We start from the raw sequence: 21,506 nt of genomic DNA, 5'->3' as shown, positions 1-21,506 counted from the left end.
TGTTCAGGCGCTGTCAGGGGCGCAAGGCGCAAACCGCACTTGCGCGCGCAGCCCGCTGTCCGCGCCCGGCGGGCGGTCCAGCACCACCTCGGCGCCCCAGGCGGTGGCGATCTCGCGCACGATGGCCAGGCCCAGGCCGGTGCCCTCGGTGTCGCCGGCCAGGCGGTAGAAGCGCTCGAACACCCGCTCGCGCGCCTCGGGCGGGATGCCCGGGCCGTCGTCGTCCACCGTGAACAGGCCCTGCGCACCTTCGCGGCCCACCGTGATGGTGACGTGGCCGCCCTCGGGGCTGTAGCGCAGCGCGTTGTCCACCAGGTTGGACAGCAGCGCATCCAGCAGGGCCGGCTGGGCCTGCACCGGCACCGGCTGCGATGGGGCCTCGAAGCCCAGGTCGATCTGCCGACGCTCGGCCAGCGCGGCCAGTTCCTCCACCACCCGCAGCGCAGCCGCGCCCAGGTCCACCGTCTCGCGCTGGGTGGCGGCGTCCTGGTGCTCGGCCTGGGCCAGCAGCAGCAGCTTGTTGGTCACCGCCACCAGGCGCCGGTTGCTGGCCTGCATCTCGCGCCACATCGCGTCCATGTCCTCGCGCAGCAGCTCGCCGGGGGCGCGGTGGGCGCGGCGATGGCGGGCGTAGGCGATCTGCGAGGCCTGCATGGCCAGCGGCGTGCGCAGTTGGTGGGCGGCGTCGGCGATGAAACGGCGCTGGGCGTCGATGTGGCGGCGGATCTGCCGCGCGAAGGCGTTGATGGTGTCGGCCACCGGCCGCAGCTCGCGGTGCAGGCGGCGCGCATCCACCGCGATGTCGGCGCGCAGCGCGTCGCGGGTTTCCAGCTGGCGGGCCAGGCGCACCAGCGGCCGCAGCTCGCGCCGCAGGCCGAAGCTGACGAAGGCCGCCGCCAGGGCCAGCGTGACCAGCAGGAAGGCCACCGTCGGCCACCACAGGCGCAGCGCCATGTGGTCGCGGCTGCGGGTGGTCTTGCCCACCGCGATGGTGATGGCCCGGCCGCTGCCGGCCTCGTACATGGCGCGCTCGGTCACCACCGCGCGCAGGGTCTGGCCGTCGAAGGAGGCGTCGTACCACTGGGCCCGGTCGGTGCCCGTCAGATGCCGCGGCCGGGGCAGCGGAAAGCCCGGCGAGCCGGCCAGCAGGTTGCCCTCGGTGTCGGTCACGCTGATGTAGACGCGGTCGCGCTCGTCCGAGGCGAACAGACTCAGGGCCGAGGGCGGCACGCTGGCGGCCACGTCGTTGTCTTCCCAGATCAGCCGGTCCGACAGCACCTTGGCCGAGGCCAGCAGGTCGTGGTCCTGCACATAGTCGGCCACCGTGGCCACCCCCTGCCAGGCCAGCCAGGCGCAGCCGGCCACGCACAGCGACAGCGGCAACAGCAGCCAGGCCAGCAGGCGCAGCCGCAGGCTGGGGGCGGCGGCCGGGGCGGGCATGGGCCTCATTCCTCCTCGCGCGTGCGCAGCAGGTAGCCCACGCCGCGCAGCGTGATGATGGCCGCCCGGTGCCCTTCCAGCCGGCGCCGCAGCCGGTGCACGTAGAGGTCCACCGCGTCGGTGCCGGCCTCGTCCTCCTGGGCGAAGATGCTGTCGTGCAGGGCCTGCTTGCTGACGGTGCGGCCCAGTTGCAGCACCAGGGCCTCCAGCAGCGAGCGTTCGCGCGGCGGCAGGGTCAGGGCCTGGCCGGCCAGCGTGAACTGGCGGGTGGGCAGGTCGTAGGCCAGGTCGCCGCAGACGATGTCGTTGGCCTTGCCCGGCACCAGGCGCCGGATCAGGGCCTTGATGCGGGCCACCAGCTCGGGCACCTCGATGGGCTTGACCAGGTAGTCGTCGGCGCCGATCTCCAGGCACACCACCTTCTGGTCCAGCGCGGCCGAGGCGGTCAGCACGATGACCGGCAGCGCGCTCTGGCGCTCGCGCAGCCGGCGCAGCACGCCCTTGCCCGACAGGCCCGGCAGGTTCAGGTCCAGGATGGCCAGGTCGTAGTGGTGGGCCTGCAGCAGGTGGTCGGCGGCCTGGCCGTCGGCCACCGTGTCGACGATGAAGTCCTGCTGGCGCAGCAGGCTGGCCAGCCAGTGCGAGAGCTCGGTGTTGTCTTCGATCAGCAGCAGCTTCATGACCGCGCGCACGGTAGCAGGGGGCCGCCATGATGCACCGGCGCGGGCCCAAGTCCTTGGCTTGCTTGGGGGTTACGGGTTTCTCACTAGGGTTCGGCGCGCGCCATGAAACCCGGCCGAAAGACGGCCCTGCCTACAGTGGTCCCCAGGCTCCCGGCACAGGGCGCCATCCGACACACCCTCTGGAGACACCTCATGGCCCTTCGTCCTGTCCGTTCCCTGCTGTCCGCCGCCGCTGTCGCGGCCTGCGCGTTCGCGCCGCTGGCCGGCGCCCAGGCCGCCGAGCCCATCACCATCATGGTGGGCGGCATCAACAAGATCATCTACCTGCCGGCCAAGCTCACCGAAGCCCTGGGCTACTTCAAGGACGAAGGCCTGACGGTGGAGCTGCAGTCGCAGCCCGCCGGCGTGGACGCCGAGAACCAGCTCATCGCCGGCGCGGTGCAGGCCGTGGTGGGCTTCTACGACCACACCATCGACCTGCAGAGCAAGGGCAAGGAGCTCGAAGCCATCGCCGTCTTCTGCAAGGTGCCCGGCGAGGTCGAGCTGGTCTCCACCAAGGCGGCGCCCAGCTTCAAGAGCATGGCCGACGCCAAGGGCAAGACCCTGGGCGTGACCGGCCTGGGCTCCTCCACCGACTTCCTCACCCGCTACCTGGCCGACCGCCAGGGCGTGGCCTCCAAGGACTACACCCTGCTGCCGGTGGGCGCGGGCAACACCTTCATCGCCGCCATCAAGCAGGACCGCATCCAGGCCGGCATGACCACCGAGCCCACCGTCTCCGAACTGCTCAAGACCGGCGAGGCCAAGGTGCTGGTGGACCTGCGCACCGAAGAGGGCAGCAAGGCCGCGCTGGGCGGCCTCTACCCCGCGGCCAGCCTGTACGTGCAGAACGCCTGGGCCGACAGCCACAAGGCCGAGGCCACCAAGCTGGCCCACGCCTTCGCCCGCACCATGGCCTGGATCCACACCCACAGCGCAGAGGACATCGCCGAGAAGATGCCCAAGGACTACCAGGGTGGCGACAAGGCCCTGTACGTGAGCGCGCTGAAGGCCTCGCTGCCGATGTACACCACCGACGCCCGCATGCCCGCCGGCGGCCCGGAGACGGTGCTGAAGGTGCTGGCCAGCTACAAGCCCCTGGTCAAGAGCAAGAACATCGACCTGTCCAAGACCTACACCAACGCCTTCCTGGACGCCGCCAAATGAGCACCGCCACCCTGGACCGCGTGGCCTCCCCGGCCATCGCCGCCGGCAGCGCGCCGGCCATCGAGTTCCGCGGCGTCTCGCTGCGCTACATCTCGGCCGACGGCCACGCCACCGTGGCCCTGCGCGACTTCTCGATGGCGGTGGCCCGTGGCGAGTTCGTCGCCATCGTCGGGCCCACCGGCTGCGGCAAGTCCACCACGCTGAACATGATCACCGGCCTGCTCAAGCCCACCGTGGGCGAGGTGCGCATCATGGGCCAGGCGGTGGGCGGCATCGACCCGCGCATCGGCTTCGTCTTCCAGGCCGACGCGGTCTTTCCCTGGCGCAATGTGCTGGACAACGTGGCCGCCGGCCCGCTGTTCCGCGGCGCGTCCAAGGACGAGGCCTACACCCGCGCCCGGGACTGGATCGGCCGTGTGGGTCTGGGCAAGTTCGGCGGGCATTTCCCGCACCAGCTCTCGGGCGGCATGCGCAAGCGCGTGGCGCTGGCGCAGACCTTCGTCAACCAGCCCGAGATCCTGCTGATGGACGAGCCCTTCTCGGCCCTGGACATGCAGACCCGCACCCTGATGCAGGACGAGCTGCTGCAGCTCTGGTCGGCCAGCGGCAGCTCGGTGGTCTTCGTCACCCACGACCTGGAGGAGGCCATCGCCCTGGCCGACCGCGTCTTCGTGCTCTCGGCCCGCCCGGCCACGCTCAAGCGCGTCTACACCATCGACCTGCCGCGCCCGCGGGTCATGTCGCAGGTCCGCTATGACCCGCATTTCGTCGAACTGTCCAAGCGCATCTGGGACGACCTGCGCGAAGAGGTGGTGATCCAATGAATGCCGCAACCCCCCTGACGGCCGCCCTGCCCGCGGCCCTGAGCGACGAGGCCCTGGCCCGTGAATCCGAGGTCGCACAGGCCCGCATCCGCCAGCGCCGCTGGCTCATCATCGGCCTGCGCGTGGCGGTGCTGGTGGTGGCGCTGGGCGGCTGGGAAGTGGCCGCCCGCCTGAAGTGGATCGACCCCTTCTTCTATTCCATGCCCACGATGATCTGGGACCAGATCGTCGAATGGGTGCGCGACGGCACCTCGCAGGGCTCGCTGTGGCGCCAGGTGGCCGTCACGCTGGAAGAGACGGTGCTGGGCTTCCTGATCGGCTCGGTGGCCGGCGTGTTCTGCGGCATCCTGCTGGGCCGCAACAAGCTGCTGTCTGACATCTTCAGCCTCTACATCCAGATCGCCAACTCCATCCCCCGCGTGGTGCTGGGTTCGGTCTTCGTCATCGCCCTGGGCCTGGGCATGGCCTCCAAGGTGGCGCTGGCGGTGGTGATGGTCTTCTTCGTCGTCTTCGGCAACGCCTTCCAGGGCGTGCGCGAAGCCGACAAGTACCTGATCGCCAACGCGCAGATCCTCGGGGCCTCGCCGCGCCAGCTGACCACCGCGGTGGTCATCCCCTCGGCCATGTCCTGGATCCTGGCCAGCCTGCACACCAGCTTCGGCTTCGCCCTGGTGGGCGCGGTGGTGGGCGAATTCCTGGGCGCCAAGGAAGGCATCGGCCTGCTGATCTCGACCGCCCAGGGCGCCTTCAACGCCAGCGGCGTGTTCGCCGCGATGATCGTGCTGGCGGTGGTGGCCCTCTTGGCCGACTTCCTGCTCACCTCGCTGGAGAAGCGCCTGCTCAAGTGGCGGCCGGCGGCGTTCTGACACCGCGCTGGCATCCACCGTCCACAGGGGCCCCTCGGGGCCCTTTTTTCATGGGGCCGCGGCGGGCCGGCACAAAGCGCTTGACCTGGAGTGCGCTCCAACTTCCAGAATGCCGGCCATGGACTCGCTTCTCACCATCGCGCAGGTGGTTGCCCGCACCGGCCTGAGTGCTGACACCCTGCGCTACTACGAGCGCATCGGCCCGCTGGCGCCGGTGGCCCGCGCCGCCGGCGGCCAGCGCCGCTACCGCGCGGCCGACCTGGACTGGCTGGCCTTTGTGCAGCGCCTGCGCGCCACTGGCATGCCCATCCGCGACATGCTGCACTTCGCCGCCCTGCGCAGCCAGGGCGACGCCACTGCCGCCGCACGGCGCGATCTGCTGCAGGCCCATCTGGCCGGCGTGCAGGCCCACATCCGTGAATTGCAGCAGGCCGCCCGGTCGCTGCAGACCAAGATCGCCCATTACGACACCCTGTGCCAACCCAAGGAAGGAGAACCCCATGCCGCCAACAAACGCCCCCGCCGTGCCCGCTGAGGACAGCCGCTACGCACGCGGCCTGGCCCGCCTGAAGGAGATCGACGGCGCGGCCGGCGAGGCCGTGGTGGCCAGCCTGGCCGACATCGCGCCGGATTTCGCCCGCCACCTGATCGAGTTCCCCTTCGGCGACATCTACAGCCGCCCGGGGCTGGACCTGCGGGCCCGCGAGATCGGCACGGTGGCGGCGCTGACCGCGATGGGCACGGTCGCGCCGCAGCTGGCGGTGCACATCCGCGCGGCGCTCAACGTGGGTGTGCGGCGCGAGGAGATCGTCGAGCTCATCATGCAGATGGCCGTCTACGCCGGCTTCCCGGCGGCGCTCAACGGCCTGGCGGTGGCCCGCCAGGTCTTTGCCCAGGCCGAGGCGCAGACCCCGGCGCATGGCGAAGCCGCGCCGGCCTGAACGGCAGGCGGCTTCAGGCCGCCGTCAGGCCACCTTGGGGGCGGCCACCTCGCGCTTGATCAGGCCCAGGCCCAGCGCGGTGACGACCGTGCCGGCCGCGATGGCGGCGGCGTACAGCAGCACATGGTTGACCGCGTTGGGAATGGCCAGCACGAACACGCCGCCGTGCGGGGCCTGCAGGCCGATGTGCCAGAACATGCTCAGGCCGCCGGCCACCGCCGAGCCCAGCACGCAGGGCGGGATGACGCGCAGCGGGTCCCGCGCCACGTAGGGGATGGCGCCTTCGGAGATGAAGGCCAGGCCCAGCACCGCGGTGGCCTTCGCGGCTTCGCGCTCCTCGGCCAGGAAGCGGCTGCGGAACAGCCAGCAGGCCAGGGCGATGCCCAGCGGCGGCGTCATGCCGCCGGCCATGGCCGCGGCCATCGGTTCGGTCACGCCCGAGCCGATCAGCGTGGTCGAGAAGACATAGGCCGCCTTGTTGACCGGGCCGCCCATGTCCACCGCCATCATGCCGCCCAGCACCAGGCCCAGCAGCACCGCGCTGCCCGTCTGCAGGCCCTTGAGCCAGGCAGTCAGCGCCGCCATCACCGCGGCCATGGGCTCGCCGATGACCATCAGCATCAGCACGCCGGTGATGGCCGCGCCCAGCAGGGGCAGCAGCAGCACCGGCTTGAGACCCTCCAGCCCCTTGGGCAGGCGCAGGTGGCGGTTGAGCGCCTGCACGCTGTAGCCGCCGATGAAGCCCGCGGCGATGGCCCCCAGAAAGCCCGCGCCCACCGTGCCGGCCAGCAGGCCGCCGATCATGCCCGGGGCGATGCCCGGCCGGTCGGCGATGGAGTAGGCGATGTAGCCGCCCAGGGCCGGCAGCATCAGCGCGAAGCCCGCCTTGGCGCCGACCTGGAACAGCACCCAGCCCAGCGTGCCCTTGTGGGCGTCGTCGTACACGTAGATGCCGCCCAGCGCGAAGGCCAGGGCGATCAGCAGGCCGCCCGCCACCACGAAGGGCAGCATGAAGGACACGCCGGTCATCAGGTGCTTGTAGGCGCCGCTGCGGCCGGCGGCCGGGGCCGCGGCCGGGCTGGACGATGTGGCCGCCGCAGGGCCCGCGCCGGACCACGGCGTGGCCTCGCGCGCGGCCTGGGCGAAGACCGCGCCCGCGTCGTGGATCGCGGCCTTGGTGCTGGTGACGTACAGGCGCTTGCCGGCAAAGCGCTCGCGCTGCACCTGGGTGTCGGCCGCGATGATGACCAGATCGGCCTCGGCGATGGCCTGGGGGCTCAGCGCGTTTTGCGCGCCCACCGAGCCCTGGGTCTCCACCTGGATGCGGTGACCCAGGGCCTTGGCGCCCTGTTCCAGCGCCTCGGCGGCCATGAAGGTGTGGGCCACGCCGGTGGGGCAGGAGGTGATGGCCACGATGCGCAGCGGCGCGGTGGGCGCGGCGGCCACCGGGGCGGCGGCGGGTGCTGCGGGCGCAGCACCCGGGGGCAGGGCGCCGGCCAGCTGCAGGGCGCGGCGCACCGCGCCTTCGGCATCGGCCAGCACCTCGGTGGGGTCGATGCGCAGCACCGGGGCATGCGTGGGGGCGGGGCTGTCCAGGTCCAGGTCCGAGGCCAGGATGCAGGCCTGGGCCTGGGCCAGCTCGGTCTCGCTCCAGCCGCCCTGGTCGCCCAGCGGGCTCTTGACCCACAGGGCCAGGCGATGGCCCAGGCGCTCGGCCGCGGCCCGCAGGGCCTCGCCGGTGATGAAGCTGTGGGCCGGGCCTGCCTGGCTGGCCGCGATGGCAATGAGTTGGGCCATGCGTGTCTCCGTGATGTCTTTGGGCGGTTCAGATCGGCGTGGCGCGGATGCGCGCGGCCAGTTCGGTGACCTCCTGCCGCGGGGGCAGGCCGGGGGCGATGCGCTGGATGCGGGCGGCCGCGCAGGCCATGCCGAAGACGCCGGCCACCGGCAAGGTCTGGCCGTCCATCAGCGCGGCCAGGGTGCCGGCCACCAGGGCGTCGCCCGCGCCCACCGTGGTGGCCACGGTCACCGCGGGGGCGGCGGCCTGCCAGCGGCCCTGGCCATCGGCCATCACCGCGCCCTGGCCGCCCAGCGAGACGACGATCTGCCGCACGCCGTGGGTCTGGCACAGGGCCTGGGCGGCATCGGCCACCGCCAGGGTGTCGTGCAGGGGCCGGGCCACCAGTTCCTCCAGTTCGGCCCGGTTGGGCTTGATGAAGGCCACCGGCACCACCGGGCCGCGGGCGGGGTCGGCCAGCCGGGCCAGCAGCGTGCCCAGCACCGCGCCGCCGGTGTCGATGACGATCTGCGCGCCGCGCGCGGCCAGGCGCCGTGCCAGGCGTTCCCACAGGCCGGCGTCGGTGCCCGGGGGCAGGCTGCCGGCCAGCTCGCACCAGTCGCCCGGGGCGACGGCGGCGTCCAGGCGCTCGCCCAGTTGCTGCTCGGCGGCCTGCAGGGCTTCGGGGGCCAGGGCCAGGCCGGGCAGGTTGATGTCGGTGCTGTCGCCGCGCTCGGCCACCGCCAGCTTGATGTTGGTGCGGGTGGCGCCGGGCAGGCGCAGCATGCCGTCGGTGATGCCGCGCTCGGCAAAGGCGGCGCGGAAGACCGCGTCGTTGTCGGCGCCCAGCCAGCCGCTGGCGGTCACCGGCCGGCCCAGGGCGGCCAGCACCGCGGCCACGCCAATGCCCTTGCCGCCGGCCTCGGTCTGTTCGCCCAGGGCGCGGTGCACCTCGCCGGGCAGCAGGCGGTCCAGCCGCACCGTCTGGTCGATGGCCGGGTTCAGGGTGATGGTGAAGAGGCGGGGGGCGTTCATGGCTGGGCTCCCTCGGCCGCGTCTTCGCCGCGCAGCGCGGCGCCCAGGGCGCGCACCTCGTCGGCGCTGTCCACGTCCAGCGCGCGCTGGGCCAGGGCCTGCAGCTCGGCCAGGCTGTGGCGGCGCAGCAAGGCCTTGATGGGCCCCAGATCGCCCACGCTCATCGACAGCTCGTCCACCCCCAGGCCCACCAGCAGGGCCGCGCCCAGCGGCTCGCCGGCCAGGCCGCCGCACACGCCCACCCAGCGGCCATGGCGGCGCGCGCCGGCCACGGTGCGTTCCACCAGGCGCAGCACGGCCGGGTGCAGGCTGTCGGCCATGCCGGCCAGCTCGGGGTGCTGGCGGTCCACCGCCAGCGCGTACTGGGTCAGGTCGTTGGTGCCGATGGAGAAGAAGTCCACATGCGCGGCCAGCCGGTCGGCCAGCAGGGCGGCCGAGGGCACCTCGATCATGATGCCCACCGCCACCTCAGGGGCGTCCAGCTCCTCGCGCACCTGGGCCATGCGCTGGCGCAGGGCGTGCAACTCCTCGACGGTGCTGATCATCGGGAACATGACCTGCAGCGGGCCGTGGCGGGCGGCGCGGTAGAGCGCGCGCAGCTGGGGCATCAGCAGGTCGTCGCGGCGCAGGGCCAGGCGGGCGCCGCGCACGCCCAGGAAGGGGTTGTCCTCCACCGGCAGCTGCAGGTGGGGCACCTGCTTGTCGCCGCCGATGTCCAGGGTGCGCACCACCAGCGGCCGGCCGCCCAGGGCCTCCACCATCGCGCGCAGGGCCTGGTACTGGGCCTCCTCGTCGGGCACGGTGTCGCGCTCCAGGAAGAGGAACTCGGTGCGCATCAGGCCCACGCCCTCGGCCCCGGCCTGCAGCGCGCGCTCGACCTGGTCGGCGCGGTTGACGTTGGCGGCGATCTCCACCGTGTGGCCGTCGGTGGTGGTGGCAGGCAGCAGCCGGGTGCGGGCTTCCTCGGCCTGGCGCCGCGCCAGCAGCGCGATCTTGTCGCGCGCCTCGATCAGGGCGGTGGCGCTGGGGGCCACATAGAGCCGGCCGCGGTAGCCGTCCAGGATGGCGGGGGTGCCGGCCTCGGCGGCCAGCAGGTCCGGCCCGCTGGCCACCACCGCCGGCAGGCCCAGCGCCCGGGCCAGGATGGCGGTGTGGGCGGTGGGGCCGCCGCGGGCGGTGCAGAAGCCGCGCACGCGGCTGGGGTCGATCTGGGCCGTGACCGAGGGCGAGAGGTCGTCGGCCAGCAGGATGGCGTCGGCCGGCCAGGCGGCTTCCAGCGTGGCCGCGGGCAGGCCCAGCAGCTGGCGCAGCACCCGCTCGCCGGCGTCCTGCAGGTCGGCCGCGCGGGCGGCCAGCGTGGCGTCGGGCAGTGCGCGCTGGGCGGCCACCCGCTCGCCCAGGGCATGGCGCCAGGCCCAGGCCGCGCCGTGGCCCTGCACGATGCCGCGGCTGACGGCCTGCAGCAGGGCGGCGTCGCGCAGCAGCCCGGCGTGGGCGTGGAAGATGCCGGCCTGCTCGGTGCGGCCGGCCGCGCGGGCCTGGGCCGACAGGGTCTCCAGCTCGGCCAGGGCGGCCTGCAGGGCGCGCTCCAGCGCCTCGGCCTCCAGCGGAGCGCTGCGGTAGCGGTCCTCCACCTCCAGCGCGGCGCCCTCGGCCTGCACCAGGGTGCCGATCACCAGCCCCGGGCTGGCGGCGATGCCGGTGAAGGTCTGGCGGGCGGTGGGCTGCCAGTCGCCCAGCGCGCTGCCCAGGCCCTGGGCCTGGCTCTGGCGCGAGGCCGCCAACTGGGCCTGGCGGGCCTCCTCGTCGCCCAGGCGGACGATGACCGCGCGCAGCGCACGCAGGGCCTCTTCGGCGTCCGGGCCCTGGGCCGACAGGCGCAGCGTGGCACCGCGGCCGGCGCCCAGGCTGAGCAGGGCGGCCACGTTCTTGCCGTCCACCACGGTGCTGCCGCAGCGCACATGCACCCGGGCGGCAAAGCGCTGGGCCGTCTGGGCCCACTGACCGGCTGGGCGGGCGTGCAGGCCGTTGGGGTAGTTCAGCGCCACCTCGCGGCCCAGCGGGAAGTCCTCCAGCGCCGGGGCGGCGGTGGCCACGGCCTCGTCCTCGGCGGTCAGGGCCCGCACGATGTCCTGCGGGTCGCTGGTCTCGACCAGGCGGCGCATCAGGGCCTCGTCGCGCATCAGGCGGGTCAGGCGGCGCAGCACGGCGATGTGCTCGTCCGAGGCGGCGGCGATGGCCACCACCAGCCGGGCCTGCTTGGCGTCGTCGCCCCAGCGCACCCCGGCGGGCACCTGCAGCACGGCCAGGCCGGTGCGCTGCACCAGGTGCTTGTCCTCGATCATGCCGTGGGGGATGGCCACGCCCTGGCCGAGGAAGGTGTTGGCCACCTTCTCGCGCTGCAGCAGGCTGTCCACATAGGCCGGGTGCACATGCCCGGCCTGGGCCAGCACGGCCCCGGCGGCGCGCACGGCGTCTTCGCGGTTGTGGGGGGCGGCCCCCAGGCGGACTTCCACCGGGATCGACATCGCGGTCTCCAATTTGGTATCGATTTCAGAGACGAATTATCGGGGTCGGATTTTCGGCAGGGCAAGCTGCAATGCAGCACAAGCCCGTCATTCAAGGGAAAACGAGCAGTTCCCGGGGCGTGACTCGGCGGTCTCACGCCACCCGGATCGACCTGTTCTGGGGGTTTTGTTCGCCAGAAGTGGGTATCGATACCAATTCGCCCGAGGCGGCGTTACCATTCAGCCGCCATGAAGAAGGAGCCCAGGTGAGCAGCATCAAGGACGTCGCGGCGCGGGCGGGTGTGTCCACCACCACCGTGTCGCGGGTGCTCAGCCAGCCGCAGGCGGTGCGCCCGGCCTTGCGCGCCCAGGTGGAGCAGGCCATCGCCGAGCTGGGCTACCGGCCCAATCTGGCGGCACGGCGGCTGCGGCAGCAGCGGGCTTCGCTGCTGGGCCTGATCGTCTCGGACATCCGCAGCCCCTTCTTCACCGACGTGGGCCGCGCGGTGGAGGACATGGCCTACCGCCACGGCCTGCGCCTGATCCTGTGCAACACCGACGAGGACCCGGACAAGGAACACTCCTACCTGCAGCTGATGGCCGACGAGCAGGCCAGCGGCGTGATCTATTCGCCTACGCTGGAGGGGCTGCGGCGCTTCCGGCCGGCGGCCTGGCCCTTTCCGGTGGTGATGGTGGACCGGGCCCTGCCCGACACCGCGGTGGACCGCGTGCTGCTGGACAACCGCGCTGCGGCCCAGCAGCTCACCGGGCAGCTGCTGGCGGCCGGCTACCGACGCATCGCGCTGCTGGTGGGCACGCACAGCACCACCGGCCAGGAGCGCCAGGCCGGCTACGAGGCGGCCCTGCAGGCGCAGGGCCTGGCGCCGCAGGTGCTGCGGGTGGCGCCCACCCGCGAGGCCGGGGCCCAGGCCGCCGCGGCCCTGCTGGCCGGGCCCGATCGGCCCGATGCGCTGCTGGCCTCCAACGGCCTCTTGCTGCTGGGCGCGGTGCAGGCCATCCAGAGCGCCGGGCTGCGCACGCCGGGCCAGATCGGCCTGGCGGGTTTCGACAACAACGACTGGACGGCGCTGCCCTCGGTCGATGTCACGGTCATCGCCCAGCCGACCTACGACATCGGTCGCACCGCCGCCGAGCTGATGCTCCAGCGCATCGACGACCCGCAGCGGCCGCCGCGCAAGGTGGTGCTGGAAGGGCAGCTGGTGCTGCGCGGCTCCAGCCGCGGGCCGCAGGCCGGCACCCTCTGAACCGCCACCGGGCGGTGGCTCAGTGGATGAACTGCTGCAGGGCCTGCAGCGAGGCCGGGTCCGGGTCGATGAAGCTGCAGTTCAGCCGGAAGCCGTTGTAGGTGCGCGAGAGGATGGTGTGCGTCACCCGGGTCTGCAGGCGCAAGGACACGGGCGGGCGGCCGGCGCGCACCAAGGCGAAGGCCACCTCCATCTCGGTGCCCACTGGCGGGTTGAAGGTGGCGATCAAGGCAATGCCGCTGGGGTCGACTTCCAGGGCATGGACCTCGACCGACTGATCGCCGATGGTGACGGTGGCGACCGATTTCAGGATCCGGCGGTTGTTGAAGCTGGCGGCGAACATGGCGGCAGGGCAGGACAGCGGAACGGGGACAGGGACGCCGCGCCGACGCCCACGGCGGCACGCCCGCGAAGCCTCGGGTCCCGCGCCCGCTGTTCGGGCCATGATACGCATAGACACAGATCGGGCTGACGTGTGGGGAAGTTTTGGGTGATACGTCACACTTCAGCCGGATCTGAGTTCGTCGCGGTGCGCTTCCAGCAGGCCCGGGCGGGGCTGAACCTCGTACTGGTCGAGTTGCTGGTCGGCCGGCGGGACGTTGGCCACCGGGGTTTCGGCGCCCACCCGCTGGTCGCGCTGGCCGTCCGGGCGCAGGGTGTGGGCGCCCAGCGTCACCTCGCTGGGGATGCGGGCCTCCTCCTGCACCACCTCGCGCACCGCCAGCCAGTGCTGCCGGTCGCCATCCGTGGTGGCGGCCCGGGCGCGCTGCAGGGCGGTCTGGGCCTCGGCGGCGCGGGCCGGCATGGCGTAGCGCGCCGTCACCACGAAGTTGACCGCGCTGCCCGCCTCCACCGTGTCCTTCACCTGCTTCTCGAAGCCGTGCAGCATCGAGTCGTCGCGCCGGTTGTTGGCGCCCTGGGACAGGGGCACCAGGTTCTGCCAGGTGGTGCCGGGCCCACCCAGGTTGTGGTTGAGCAGGTGGCCCAGCACGTAATAGCTGCCGCTGCTGCCCAGGCGGTAGCGGCGCTGGTTCAGCCGGGTGTAGGCCTCGGTGTGCAGCCCGCGGTCGGGCCCGCTGCCCTGGAAGCTGCGCTGGCGCGTGAGCCGCAGCACGGTGGCGCTGCTGCCGTAGCCGGCGGTGTTGGTGCCGCCATAGACCGGCAGGGTGGAGGCCGCGCCGTCGCCCGCGGGCATCAGCCGGGCCGTCACCTGGGCCAGCTCGGCCAGCTTGGCGTCGATCACGGCGGCGTGGTCCACCGCGGCCGCGCCACCGGCCGGGGCCGCAGCGCTGGCCGCACCCACCGGGGCGTTGGCCGCCGCCTGGATGGCCGCGTCCAACTCGCCGGCCAGGCGGGTGGCCAGGCTGCGGTCGGCCTGCGAGGCGTGGCTGGCGCGTTCGCTCAGGCGGGCGATGAAGCGCGCATAGCTCATCTCCTCCGAAGCCACCATCAGCTGCGCGCCCCGGCCGCTGCCCTGGATGAACACATGGTGTTCCTGGCCATCGGCCGAGCGGAAGGCCTGGCGGGCCCGCCACCAGTCGCGCAGCCGGCCCACGGCCCCCCGCACCGCGCTGGCACCGCGGCGGGCCAGGTCCAGCACCGCGCGGCCGGCGCGCAGCGCGCGCTCGATCAGCCAGTCGATGGCGGCGTTGACCCGGCTTTGCACCCGCTCGATCATCTGCCCGATGCGCCGGCCCAGGCCGTCCAGGCCCAGCTGGTGGGCCAGGAAGCCGATGGCCACCGGCATGGCCCGGCCCAGCGCGTTCTCCAGGAAGCCGGCGGCCGTGTCGATGCTGCCGCGGGCGATGTCCAGCACCCCGTCCAGCACCCGGCTGACGATCTCCAGCATCTCGCGCAGGTACTGGAAGAAGGACTCGATGGCGTTGTAGAGCGCCACCAGGCTGTTGACCACGGCCATGATGCCGGTCGGGTCCAGCAGGGCGGTGAGCCAGCGCTGCGCGCGGGCGATGACGACCTCGGTGATCCAGCCGCCCACGCCCTGCAGCACCTGGTCCCACAGCCCGCTCAGACGCTCCTGCAGCTCGCGCCACAGCCCGGCCACGCCCTCGGTGGCCAGCACCGAGACGAAGCGCCAGACGCCGGTGGCCAGGTCCAGCATGCGGCGCAGCCGGGCCACCACCTCGGGGCCCACCCGCTCGGCCAGGCGACGGAAGATGTTCTCCACCGTCAGGCCCAGCACCTCCAGCACAAAGCCCAGGATGGACCGCAGCGAGAAGTCGGCCGGCGGGCGGATGCCGGCCTCCTGCAGCTGGCCGAAGAGCCAGCCGGTGACGCCGCCCAGCAGGTGGGTGCCGATGTTGGAGAAGAACAGTAGAAAGCCCGCCTTGGCCGCGCGCAGCAGGTTGAGCAGGAAGCCGATCGGGTTGGTGAGGATGTCGCCGATGGCCCGCGCGGCCTTGGCCAGCACCTGCACCACCAGCTGGGCCGGCAGGCCCAGCACCCGCAGCACCGCCTGGAAGAAGGCCCAGGCCGCGCCCGCCAGGTCGCCGTCGACGAAGATGCGGCGCAGGATGCCCAGCGCGGTGGCCTGCACGCGGGGCCAGAGCTCGGGGTCGCTGAAGAACTGGCCGAAGACCGGGATGCGGGCCAGCACCTGTTCTTGGATGAAGCGCTCTATGGGCTCGCGGATGCAGGCCGGCACCCGTCGCCACACCCCGCCCAGGATCAGCAGCGGCAGCTGCATCAGGTCACCGGCCACGGTGATCAGCTTGTGCACCGTCTCCAGCACCAGGGTGAGGAAGGGCGAGAGCGCGTCGAAGCCCTGCAGCAGGCCGGCGAACAGCGCGGCCACCTGGTCGCGGGCCCAGGCCAGCAGGGTGTCCAGCGCCTCGGTCAGCCAGCCGAAGGCGCTGGCCAGCCAGGACAGCCATTCGCTGGCCTGCAGCCGCCCCACCAGGCCGGTGATCACCCCGGCCACGCCGGCGATACGTTCGCCCAGCCAGGCGCCGGCCCCCTGGATCAGCCCGCGCAGCGCGGCCACCACCGTCTGGATGCCCGGCAGCACCGCGGCCAGGGATTGGCGCGCCGCGGGCACGCCGTCACCGCCTTCCATGCCGGCGGCCGCGCTGTCCAGGCCACCGGCCAGCTGTTGGGCCCGCTCGCCCATCTGCCGCACGAAGGCCGGCGGGATCAGCGCCGCCACCCGCTCGGCCAGGGCCGCCACCGGCTGCCAGACCGGGCGGGTGCGCTCGCGCACCGCATCCCAGGCCGCGCCCGCCTTGGCGCTGAGCCAGCCCACCACGCCGCCGGCACTGCCGGTGGTCTCGTCGCCGGTGGCGGGGCCGAACAGCAGCTCGGAGAACCAGTTCCAGACGCGGGCCGCGGCCTCGCGCACCGGGCGCACCCAGTCCCACAGCCGCCGGCCCAGATCCTGGATGCCTTCCCACACCGCGCCGCCGAAGTTCTGCAGCCACTGCAGGGCCGGCGCACCGAAGTCGGCCCACAGCCGGCTGAAGAACTCGCCGATGGGGCGCAGGAAGTCGCTGAGCTTGTCCCAGGCCACGCCCACCGCCTCGGTGACGAAGGTCTTGAGCTCGCCGATGGCGGCCATCAGCGGTTCGCAGCGGCCGGCGACCAGCGCCGCGGCGATGCCCGCGGCCCGCCGCACCAGGCCGTCGAACAGGGTGATCAGCTGGCGCGGGCCCTCGAAGGGCACCAGGGCCCGCAGGCCGCCGATGAAGCCGTCCCAGGCCCGCGCCACCTGGCGGCCCAGCCAGTGCAGCAGGCCCTCGTCGACGATGGCGCGCACCGTGCGCGCGAACTCGGGCGAGATGCTCTCCAGCAGGCGCCAGCCCAGCTCCTGCACCTTGTCGATGGCCCAGTCGGCAATGTCGCCCAGGGTGCCGGACACGCTGTCGTAGAGGTCGCCCCAGAAGCCGCCGCGCACGGTGGCGGGTGCGTGGGCGGCGGTGCCGGTCGGGGCGTCGCCCGCGCCGCGCTGCTGTGCCACATGGGCCAGCTCATGGGCCAGCAGGAAGCGGCCGGCCGGCTCGCCCGGCTGGAAGCGGCCGCTGTCGAAGGCGATGTGCTCGCCCAGCGCAAAGGCATGGGCGCCCAGGGCCTGGTTGATCCGCGCGGCCCGCGCGCCGGTGTGCAGGCGCACGCCCGACAGGTCCATGCCGAAACGGGCCTCCATCTCGGCCCGCAGCGGGGGCGGCAGCGGCTGGCCACCCGCCTGCAAGGCGTGGAGCTCTCGCTCCAGGGCCTCGGGCAAGGCGGCGTCCTCGTCCGGCGCGGGCGCGTCGGCCGCCGGCGGGGTGGGCTGAGTCGACTGCGTGGTGGCCCGCGGGGCGTGGCCCAGCACCTGGCGCAGCGCCGCCCGCTGGGCCTGGGCATCGCCTGCGGGCAAGGCCACCGGCCCGGCCAGACCCAGGGCGCGCGCGGCCAGGCGGTCGGCCTGGTGTTCGGCCTCGTCCTGTGCGTGGCCCAGCCGCAGCTTGGGTCGCAGCGCCGCCAGGGCCGGCGCGCGTGCGGCGGACACCGGGGGCAGGCGGGCCAGCGTCTGCATGGGGCCCCGCTCAGGGCTGGGGTGCGGGTGCGGGGCTGGGCGCGGGGGCAGGCGACGGTGCCGGGGCCGCGGGCGGCACAGGCCCCGAGGCGTGGGCCGGCGCCGTGGTGGCCGCGCCGCCTCCCGCGGTGTTCTGCTGCCGCCAGGCGATCAGCTCCTCGATCGTCATGCGCCGGCCCTTCTTGTCCAGCGCATAGGTCTCGGCCGGCACCCGCTCGCGCTGGAAGTGGCGGAAGACCTTGACGATGCGGTAGCCCTCGCGGCTGCCGAACACCACCCGCCAGGTGCCCGGCGGGTTTTCCTCCGAGTAGCGGTAGGTGAGGGTGTTGTCGCCGATCTCGTCGCGCAGCACCCGGGTCTCGGCCTGGTAGGCCCGCCCGTGGGCCCGCTCGTACTCGGCCAGGGTGAAGGTGGACGAGCCGATGCGGGCCGCGTAGTTCCGCGTCTCGGCCCGCTCGGTCAGGATGTGGACCATCTGGGTCTTGAAGCCCAGGGCATCCGAGGCCAGCAGGTCGTCCAGGTCCACATAGGCCCGGGTCCAGGTGTCGTGCACCACCGGCTGGAAACCGCTGCCGGGGCTGTCCTCGGTGCGGCCGGCCGAGGTGATCAGGCGCATGGGCAGCACCGCTTCCAGCCCGATCAGGGCCTGCATCTGGCGGTCGAATTCGTTGAGGCGGCCTTCGTCCAGCACCTCGCAGCGCAGCACGCGGCCGTCCAGCGTGTAGTGCAGGGCCCGGGTCAGGCTGTTGAGCCGGTCCACCAGTTCGCCAGCCCGGGCGAAGGCCGAGGCCTCGCCGCGGCCCGGCGGGCGCAGTTCGATGACGCGGCGCAGCGTCTGGCCGGCCCCGCGGCCTTGCTGCAGCACATGGGTCAGCTCGTGGGCCAGCAGGCGGCGCCCTTCCAGCGTGCCGGGGCGGTACTGGCCGGCACCGAAGACCACGTCCGGGCCCACGGCGAAGGCCCGGGCCGACAGGCTGCCAGCCAGCCGGGCGGCCGGGGTGCCGGTGTGCAGCCGCACCTGGGACAGGTCGGCCCCCAGCCGGGGCTCGAAGAACCCGCGCTCGCCCGCGGGCAGCGACTGGCCCTGGCCATGCAGGCCGTGGATGGCCTGGGCCTGCGCGCCGGCCAGCGTGGCCGTGGCGGCGGGCGATGTCCCTGGCGTCTCGCGCCGCCGCAGCGTCTCGTCATGGGCTTCCTCGGCGCAGGCCGTGCATTGGCGTCGCACCGTGGCTTGCGGGCTGGGCGGGGCGGAGCGCGGGGCCATCACCTGCCGGGCCACGGCCTCGGCCTCGCGCTCGTGGGCATCGTCCGGGCTGCCCAGGGTGAGCTGCAGTCGCACCGGGCGGCCCAGGGCTTCCTGCAGGGCGGCGCGTTGCTCTGGCGCCGGGGCGAGCGCAGCGGGACGGCCCGGGCGCCCGGCCGGTCGACCGCGCGCCGGCCGGCGCTGCCATTGGAACTGGCTCATGGGGACCTCCGGATCAGAGGGTCACTGGGGCGGGTTCAACTCGATCAGTACATTCAGGCCGCTTTGGTAGTCGCGGGCCGTGCAGGTGATGTGCGTGTTGTCGGTGTAGCCCTCCAGCACATTGCCGGTGAAGGTGGCGCGCTCGCACAGGGCCATGCCGGGGCGCACGCTGTCGTAGACGTCGAAGTCCCAGGTGTTCCCCTGGCCGATCCAGCTGCCGGCGGTGAAGACGCTGCCGGGCAGCTCGAAGCGGCTCTGGTCCAGCAGCAGCCGGCCCAGGCCGGCCAGGCTCTGGTTCAGCGTGCCATTGGCGTCCACCGCCTTGGGGGGCAGGGCACTGCGCACGCCGCTGAGGTTGACGTCCGCGATCTGCAGGGTGGCGCCGCCGGGCAGCACCACCGGGCTGGCCTTGACCGCGTGCAGTGTGGGTGGGGCGGTGGGCGTGCCCTCCTTCTGGCCATTGAGCATCAGCAGCCAACCCTGCAGCCGGCTGTGGCGGATGCTGCCGCCCACCTGCGTGTCGGCCAGGGCCAGCACGTGGTCCGGCTGGCCGGCGGCCACCAGGCGGGCCAGCCCGTCCAGAGCGGTCTGGATCTGCTCCGCCGAGGCAGTGCCGCCACTGCCCAGGAACTGCGGCAGCTGGCTCAGCTGGGCCACCTGCGGCTCGCCCTGGGCCAGGTAGCGCACCCGCGCGATCAACGGTGCCTTGGGGACGGCCGCCGACCAGGCGCGCCAGCGTTCCACGCCCAGCGCCTTCCAGGCCTCCGCCAACTGGGCCAGGCTCTTGTCCAGCGCCTCGGGCGGAGCCTGTTGCAGCAGGCTCTCCACATGCTTCTGCAAGGTCTTGAGGAAGTCCTTGTCGGATGCACCGGCTCCGCTGGGCTTCCAGCTGAACTTCAGATCGGGGGCCACCCAGGCGGTCCAGTCGCTGGCTTCCCAGTGCAGGGTGGCTGTCTGACCCTCGGCCGAGGCCACCTGAACCAAGGGTGGCCCACCGGGCTGTTCGGCCTGGCGCAGGCCGGTGCAGTCACGCACCGTCACCGTGGCGCCCTGCAGGCCCAGCTGGGCCGCCGGCTGCTTGAAGGTCCAGCCCAGATCCTCCAGCACGATTTCCCCGGCCTGCCAGCGCAGCCGCTGGGCGCCGACGATGATCTGGCTGGCCGCGGCGCTCTCGCCGCTCAGGCGCAGGCTGGTGAGACCGCTGAGGCTCAGGTCCTCGGCGATCTCGTAGGTGCCGGCGCAGAGCTTGAGCCACAGGCTGCCCTTCTTGTCCTCGGCCGCCTGCTTCAGTCGCTTCATCAGCTGATCGCTGTCGCGCACGACGACCTCGCAGCCGCCGCTGTGCAGGCACAGGGCCTTGAGCGCGTCCTGCACCGTCACCACCGAGGCGGCCTTCAGATCGCTGCACAGCGCGGCGTCGCTCTTGTCCAGCGGCACATCGTTGGCGCGCAGGCCGCACAGCAGGGCGTCCAGCACCACATCCACGGTGCTGGGGCTGTTGGCCAGGCCCAGCAGGCTGCGCACGCTGGGCTCCACCGCGCAGGCCGGCGGCGTGTAGTGCACGTTCTGCGCGCCCAGGTTGCACAGCGCGTCCAGGGCCTGCTGCACGTTCTGCGCGCCGTGGAACAGGGTGTTGCACTGCTCGGTGAAGCCCACGTCGGCGGCGCGCAGGTCGCTCAGCGGCGGGAAGGCCAGGCGCCGGCGTTCGGCGTCGGTGGGTGGCTGCAGGCTGCCGTCGTCCAGCAGGGTGCCCAGGCGCAGGAAGTGGTGGCGCACGCCGTGCGGCGGGGCCTGGTGGAGCACCACGTCGCCGCTGGCCTGCACCGCCTCGCGGATGGTGGCCAGCCAGTGGTCGCCGGGCACGAACTGGCGTCCTTTGACGCTCAGGCGCAGGGCCAGGTTCTCGAGGTTGACCAGCAGGTCGTTGCCCACCACCCAGCAGCTGCCGTGGGCCGGGTCGTCCGCCGCCGCGGTGGCCAGGGTCACGCCGCGGTCGCGGCCCTTGACCAGGGCGCCGGTGTCGGTGCGGAAGATGCCGTAGCCGTCCCACTGGCGGGCGAAGGCCTGGGGTTCGTTGGCGCCGGTGGGCACGTTCCAGGCCTCGCGGATCAGCCCGCGCAGCTTGGGCGTGGCGCCGCCCAGGTGCAGGCCCAGCAGGCGCTCGGTGTCGGTGTCGAAGTACTCCCAGACCCAGTCGCCCTGGTCGAAGCCGGGCGGCGGCGTGGCGCTGGCGCAGGCCTCGGCGCCGTTGTCGCGTGACCACTTCAGCGTCACCGTCTTGGCGCCCGGGTCCACATCGTGCACCTCGACGCGGAAGAGGTAGTTGCCCAGCCGGTCGTTCACCGCCACCTGGGCGGCGCAGGGGTTGCAGGGATCGCCGCCGCTGTCGATCTTGCGCAGGGTCAGCGTGGCCAGGCCGTTGCCCATCGGCGGGTTGACGGCCGGGTCCAGCGGGTCCAGCGTGTTGGCGCACCACTTGACCTGCAGCAGGGTCTGGCTGCGGGTGGCGGTGTCGGCCCCGTGCAGGGCCGGGTCCATCAGCTCGGGCCGCTCCAGCGCGGTGACCGGACGGTCCCACACATCGGCATAGAGCACCAGCTTCTTGCCCGGGTAGGGGCCGGCCCAGGGATAGTCGGGCTGGGCCGTCAGGGCGGTCAGGGCACTGCCGGGGAAGCGCGCCAGAACCCCGTCCACGTACAGCACGCCGGGCTGCACCTTGACCTTGCCGCCGTCGCTGGCGTCGGCCACCAGGGCCAGGCCGCCGCTGCGCGGGGCGCCGCTGGCGATGGCGTCGCGCAGGGCCTCGGCCAGCCGGTTCTTCTGCAGGTCGCTGAGCTCGTTCCAGTCGGCGTCCAGGATCATCCGGCCCTGTTGCAGGTAGAGGCCGGAGTAGCGCTGCTCCGGGGCGAAGCTGTCTCGGGAGATCTGGGTGGTCATGGTGTTCGTTCCCTGCGGTGGGGCGGCTGCGT

General features: G+C 73.1%; 15 protein-coding genes. 6 read left to right on the top strand and 9 right to left on the bottom strand.

Annotated elements, in window-relative coordinates:
* Positions 1–3: 3 nt before the first annotated feature.
* Both M0L44_RS11620 and M0L44_RS11615 read right to left on the bottom strand, forming a co-directional pair.
* Positions 4–1,440 carry a sensor histidine kinase gene (locus M0L44_RS11620; protein ID WP_252769873.1) on the bottom strand — a complete coding sequence of 479 codons (1,437 nt, stop codon included), beginning with the start codon at positions 1,438–1,440 and terminating at the stop codon, positions 4–6.
* A 5-nt stretch (positions 1,441–1,445) separates the two neighbouring features.
* Positions 1,446–2,120 carry a response regulator transcription factor gene (locus tag M0L44_RS11615; RefSeq protein WP_252769872.1) on the bottom strand — a complete coding sequence of 225 codons (675 nt, stop codon included), beginning with the start codon at positions 2,118–2,120 and terminating at the stop codon, positions 1,446–1,448.
* A 195-nt stretch (positions 2,121–2,315) separates the two neighbouring features.
* Between M0L44_RS11615 and M0L44_RS11610 the strand changes: the two genes are divergently transcribed.
* The 5 genes from M0L44_RS11610 to M0L44_RS11590 all read left to right on the top strand — a co-directional run bounded on the left by M0L44_RS11610 (position 2,316) and on the right by M0L44_RS11590 (position 5,960).
* Complete coding sequence (locus M0L44_RS11610) at positions 2,316–3,329, top strand: ABC transporter substrate-binding protein (protein WP_252769871.1); 1,014 nt, start codon at positions 2,316–2,318, stop codon at positions 3,327–3,329.
* On the top strand, positions 3,326–4,153 hold the full coding sequence (locus tag M0L44_RS11605) for an ABC transporter ATP-binding protein (RefSeq protein WP_252769870.1): 828 nt from the start codon (positions 3,326–3,328) through the stop codon (positions 4,151–4,153). Before M0L44_RS11610 ends, M0L44_RS11605 begins: the two co-directional genes overlap by 4 nt.
* Entirely contained in the window at positions 4,150–5,019 is an 870-nt protein-coding gene (locus tag M0L44_RS11600; protein WP_252769869.1) for an ABC transporter permease, read from the top strand. Before M0L44_RS11605 ends, M0L44_RS11600 begins: the two co-directional genes overlap by 4 nt.
* Positions 5,020–5,137: 118 nt before the next feature.
* The gene (locus M0L44_RS11595) at positions 5,138–5,554 is read left to right on the top strand and encodes a MerR family transcriptional regulator (protein WP_252769868.1); all 417 of its coding nucleotides are present in this window, start codon (positions 5,138–5,140) and stop codon (positions 5,552–5,554) included.
* Positions 5,520–5,960: a carboxymuconolactone decarboxylase family protein gene (locus M0L44_RS11590; protein ID WP_252769867.1), complete on the top strand. Its 441-nt coding sequence runs from the start codon at positions 5,520–5,522 to the stop codon at positions 5,958–5,960. The genes M0L44_RS11595 and M0L44_RS11590 overlap by 35 nt, the downstream gene beginning before the upstream one ends.
* Positions 5,961–5,984: 24 nt before the next feature.
* On the opposite strand, the gene M0L44_RS11585 is transcribed toward M0L44_RS11590, so the two are convergent.
* From M0L44_RS11585 to ptsP, 3 genes are read right to left on the bottom strand one after another with little or no spacing between them, the layout of a single operon-like run.
* Positions 5,985–7,757, bottom strand: a complete 1,773-nt coding sequence (locus M0L44_RS11585) for a PTS fructose transporter subunit IIBC (RefSeq protein WP_252769866.1) — start codon at positions 7,755–7,757, stop codon at positions 5,985–5,987.
* A 28-nt stretch (positions 7,758–7,785) separates the two neighbouring features.
* Positions 7,786–8,772 carry a 1-phosphofructokinase family hexose kinase gene (locus M0L44_RS11580; protein ID WP_252769865.1) on the bottom strand — a complete coding sequence of 329 codons (987 nt, stop codon included), beginning with the start codon at positions 8,770–8,772 and terminating at the stop codon, positions 7,786–7,788.
* Positions 8,769–11,300, bottom strand: coding sequence for a phosphoenolpyruvate--protein phosphotransferase (gene ptsP / locus M0L44_RS11575; protein WP_252769864.1), 2,532 nt, complete (start codon positions 11,298–11,300; stop codon positions 8,769–8,771). Before ptsP ends, M0L44_RS11580 begins: the two co-directional genes overlap by 4 nt.
* Before the next feature lie 245 nt (positions 11,301–11,545).
* On the opposite strand from ptsP, the gene M0L44_RS11570 reads away from it, so the two are divergent.
* Complete coding sequence (locus tag M0L44_RS11570; protein WP_252769863.1) at positions 11,546–12,544, top strand: LacI family DNA-binding transcriptional regulator; 999 nt, start codon at positions 11,546–11,548, stop codon at positions 12,542–12,544.
* 19 nt (positions 12,545–12,563) lie between these two features.
* On the opposite strand, the gene M0L44_RS11565 is transcribed toward M0L44_RS11570, so the two are convergent.
* The 4 genes from M0L44_RS11565 to M0L44_RS11550 form a co-directional block, all read right to left on the bottom strand.
* Positions 12,564–12,887, bottom strand: a complete 324-nt coding sequence (locus tag M0L44_RS11565; RefSeq protein WP_252769862.1) for a PilZ domain-containing protein — start codon at positions 12,885–12,887, stop codon at positions 12,564–12,566.
* Between the two features lie 162 nt (positions 12,888–13,049).
* A complete protein-coding gene (locus tag M0L44_RS11560; protein ID WP_252769861.1) occupies positions 13,050–17,072 on the bottom strand; it encodes an eCIS core domain-containing protein in 4,023 nt (1,340 codons plus the stop codon).
* A gap of 10 nt (positions 17,073–17,082) precedes the next feature.
* Positions 17,083–18,537 (bottom strand): eCIS core domain-containing protein, encoded by a 1,455-nt coding sequence (locus M0L44_RS11555; protein WP_252769860.1) that lies wholly within the window; start codon positions 18,535–18,537, stop codon positions 17,083–17,085.
* A gap of 21 nt (positions 18,538–18,558) precedes the next feature.
* Entirely contained in the window at positions 18,559–21,474 is a 2,916-nt protein-coding gene (locus M0L44_RS11550; RefSeq protein ID WP_252769859.1) for a DUF6519 domain-containing protein, read from the bottom strand.
* Positions 21,475–21,506: the final 32 nt, after the last annotated feature.

Origin of the sequence: Ideonella oryzae, assembly GCF_024055665.1 — a bacterium.
In the GTDB taxonomy this organism is placed as follows: Bacteria; Pseudomonadota; Gammaproteobacteria; order Burkholderiales; family Burkholderiaceae_C; genus Ideonella; species Ideonella oryzae.
The sequence above is the reverse complement of the archived record's forward strand: the minus strand, read 5'-3'. Positions and strand labels throughout refer to the sequence as shown.

Excerpts from the sequence above, each read along its gene's own strand:
- M0L44_RS11590 (WP_252769867.1), top strand. The coding sequence starts at position 5,520 with ATGCCGCCAACAAACGCCCCCGCCGTGCCCGCTGAGGACAGCCGCTAC.
- M0L44_RS11615 (WP_252769872.1), bottom strand. The coding sequence starts at position 2,120 with ATGAAGCTGCTGCTGATCGAAGACAACACCGAGCTCTCGCACTGGCTG.
- M0L44_RS11565 (WP_252769862.1), bottom strand. The coding sequence starts at position 12,887 with ATGTTCGCCGCCAGCTTCAACAACCGCCGGATCCTGAAATCGGTCGCC.
- M0L44_RS11605 (WP_252769870.1), top strand. The coding sequence starts at position 3,326 with ATGAGCACCGCCACCCTGGACCGCGTGGCCTCCCCGGCCATCGCCGCC.
- M0L44_RS11555 (WP_252769860.1), bottom strand. The coding sequence starts at position 18,537 with ATGAGCCAGTTCCAATGGCAGCGCCGGCCGGCGCGCGGTCGACCGGCC.
- M0L44_RS11610 (WP_252769871.1), top strand. The coding sequence starts at position 2,316 with ATGGCCCTTCGTCCTGTCCGTTCCCTGCTGTCCGCCGCCGCTGTCGCG.
- M0L44_RS11580 (WP_252769865.1), bottom strand. The coding sequence starts at position 8,772 with ATGAACGCCCCCCGCCTCTTCACCATCACCCTGAACCCGGCCATCGAC.
- M0L44_RS11550 (WP_252769859.1), bottom strand. The coding sequence starts at position 21,474 with ATGACCACCCAGATCTCCCGAGACAGCTTCGCCCCGGAGCAGCGCTAC.
- M0L44_RS11585 (WP_252769866.1), bottom strand. The coding sequence starts at position 7,757 with ATGGCCCAACTCATTGCCATCGCGGCCAGCCAGGCAGGCCCGGCCCAC.
- ptsP (WP_252769864.1), bottom strand. The coding sequence starts at position 11,300 with ATGTCGATCCCGGTGGAAGTCCGCCTGGGGGCCGCCCCCCACAACCGC.
- M0L44_RS11600 (WP_252769869.1), top strand. The coding sequence starts at position 4,150 with ATGAATGCCGCAACCCCCCTGACGGCCGCCCTGCCCGCGGCCCTGAGC.
- M0L44_RS11620 (WP_252769873.1), bottom strand. The coding sequence starts at position 1,440 with ATGCCCGCCCCGGCCGCCGCCCCCAGCCTGCGGCTGCGCCTGCTGGCC.
- M0L44_RS11595 (WP_252769868.1), top strand. The coding sequence starts at position 5,138 with ATGGACTCGCTTCTCACCATCGCGCAGGTGGTTGCCCGCACCGGCCTG.
- M0L44_RS11560 (WP_252769861.1), bottom strand. The coding sequence starts at position 17,072 with ATGCAGACGCTGGCCCGCCTGCCCCCGGTGTCCGCCGCACGCGCGCCG.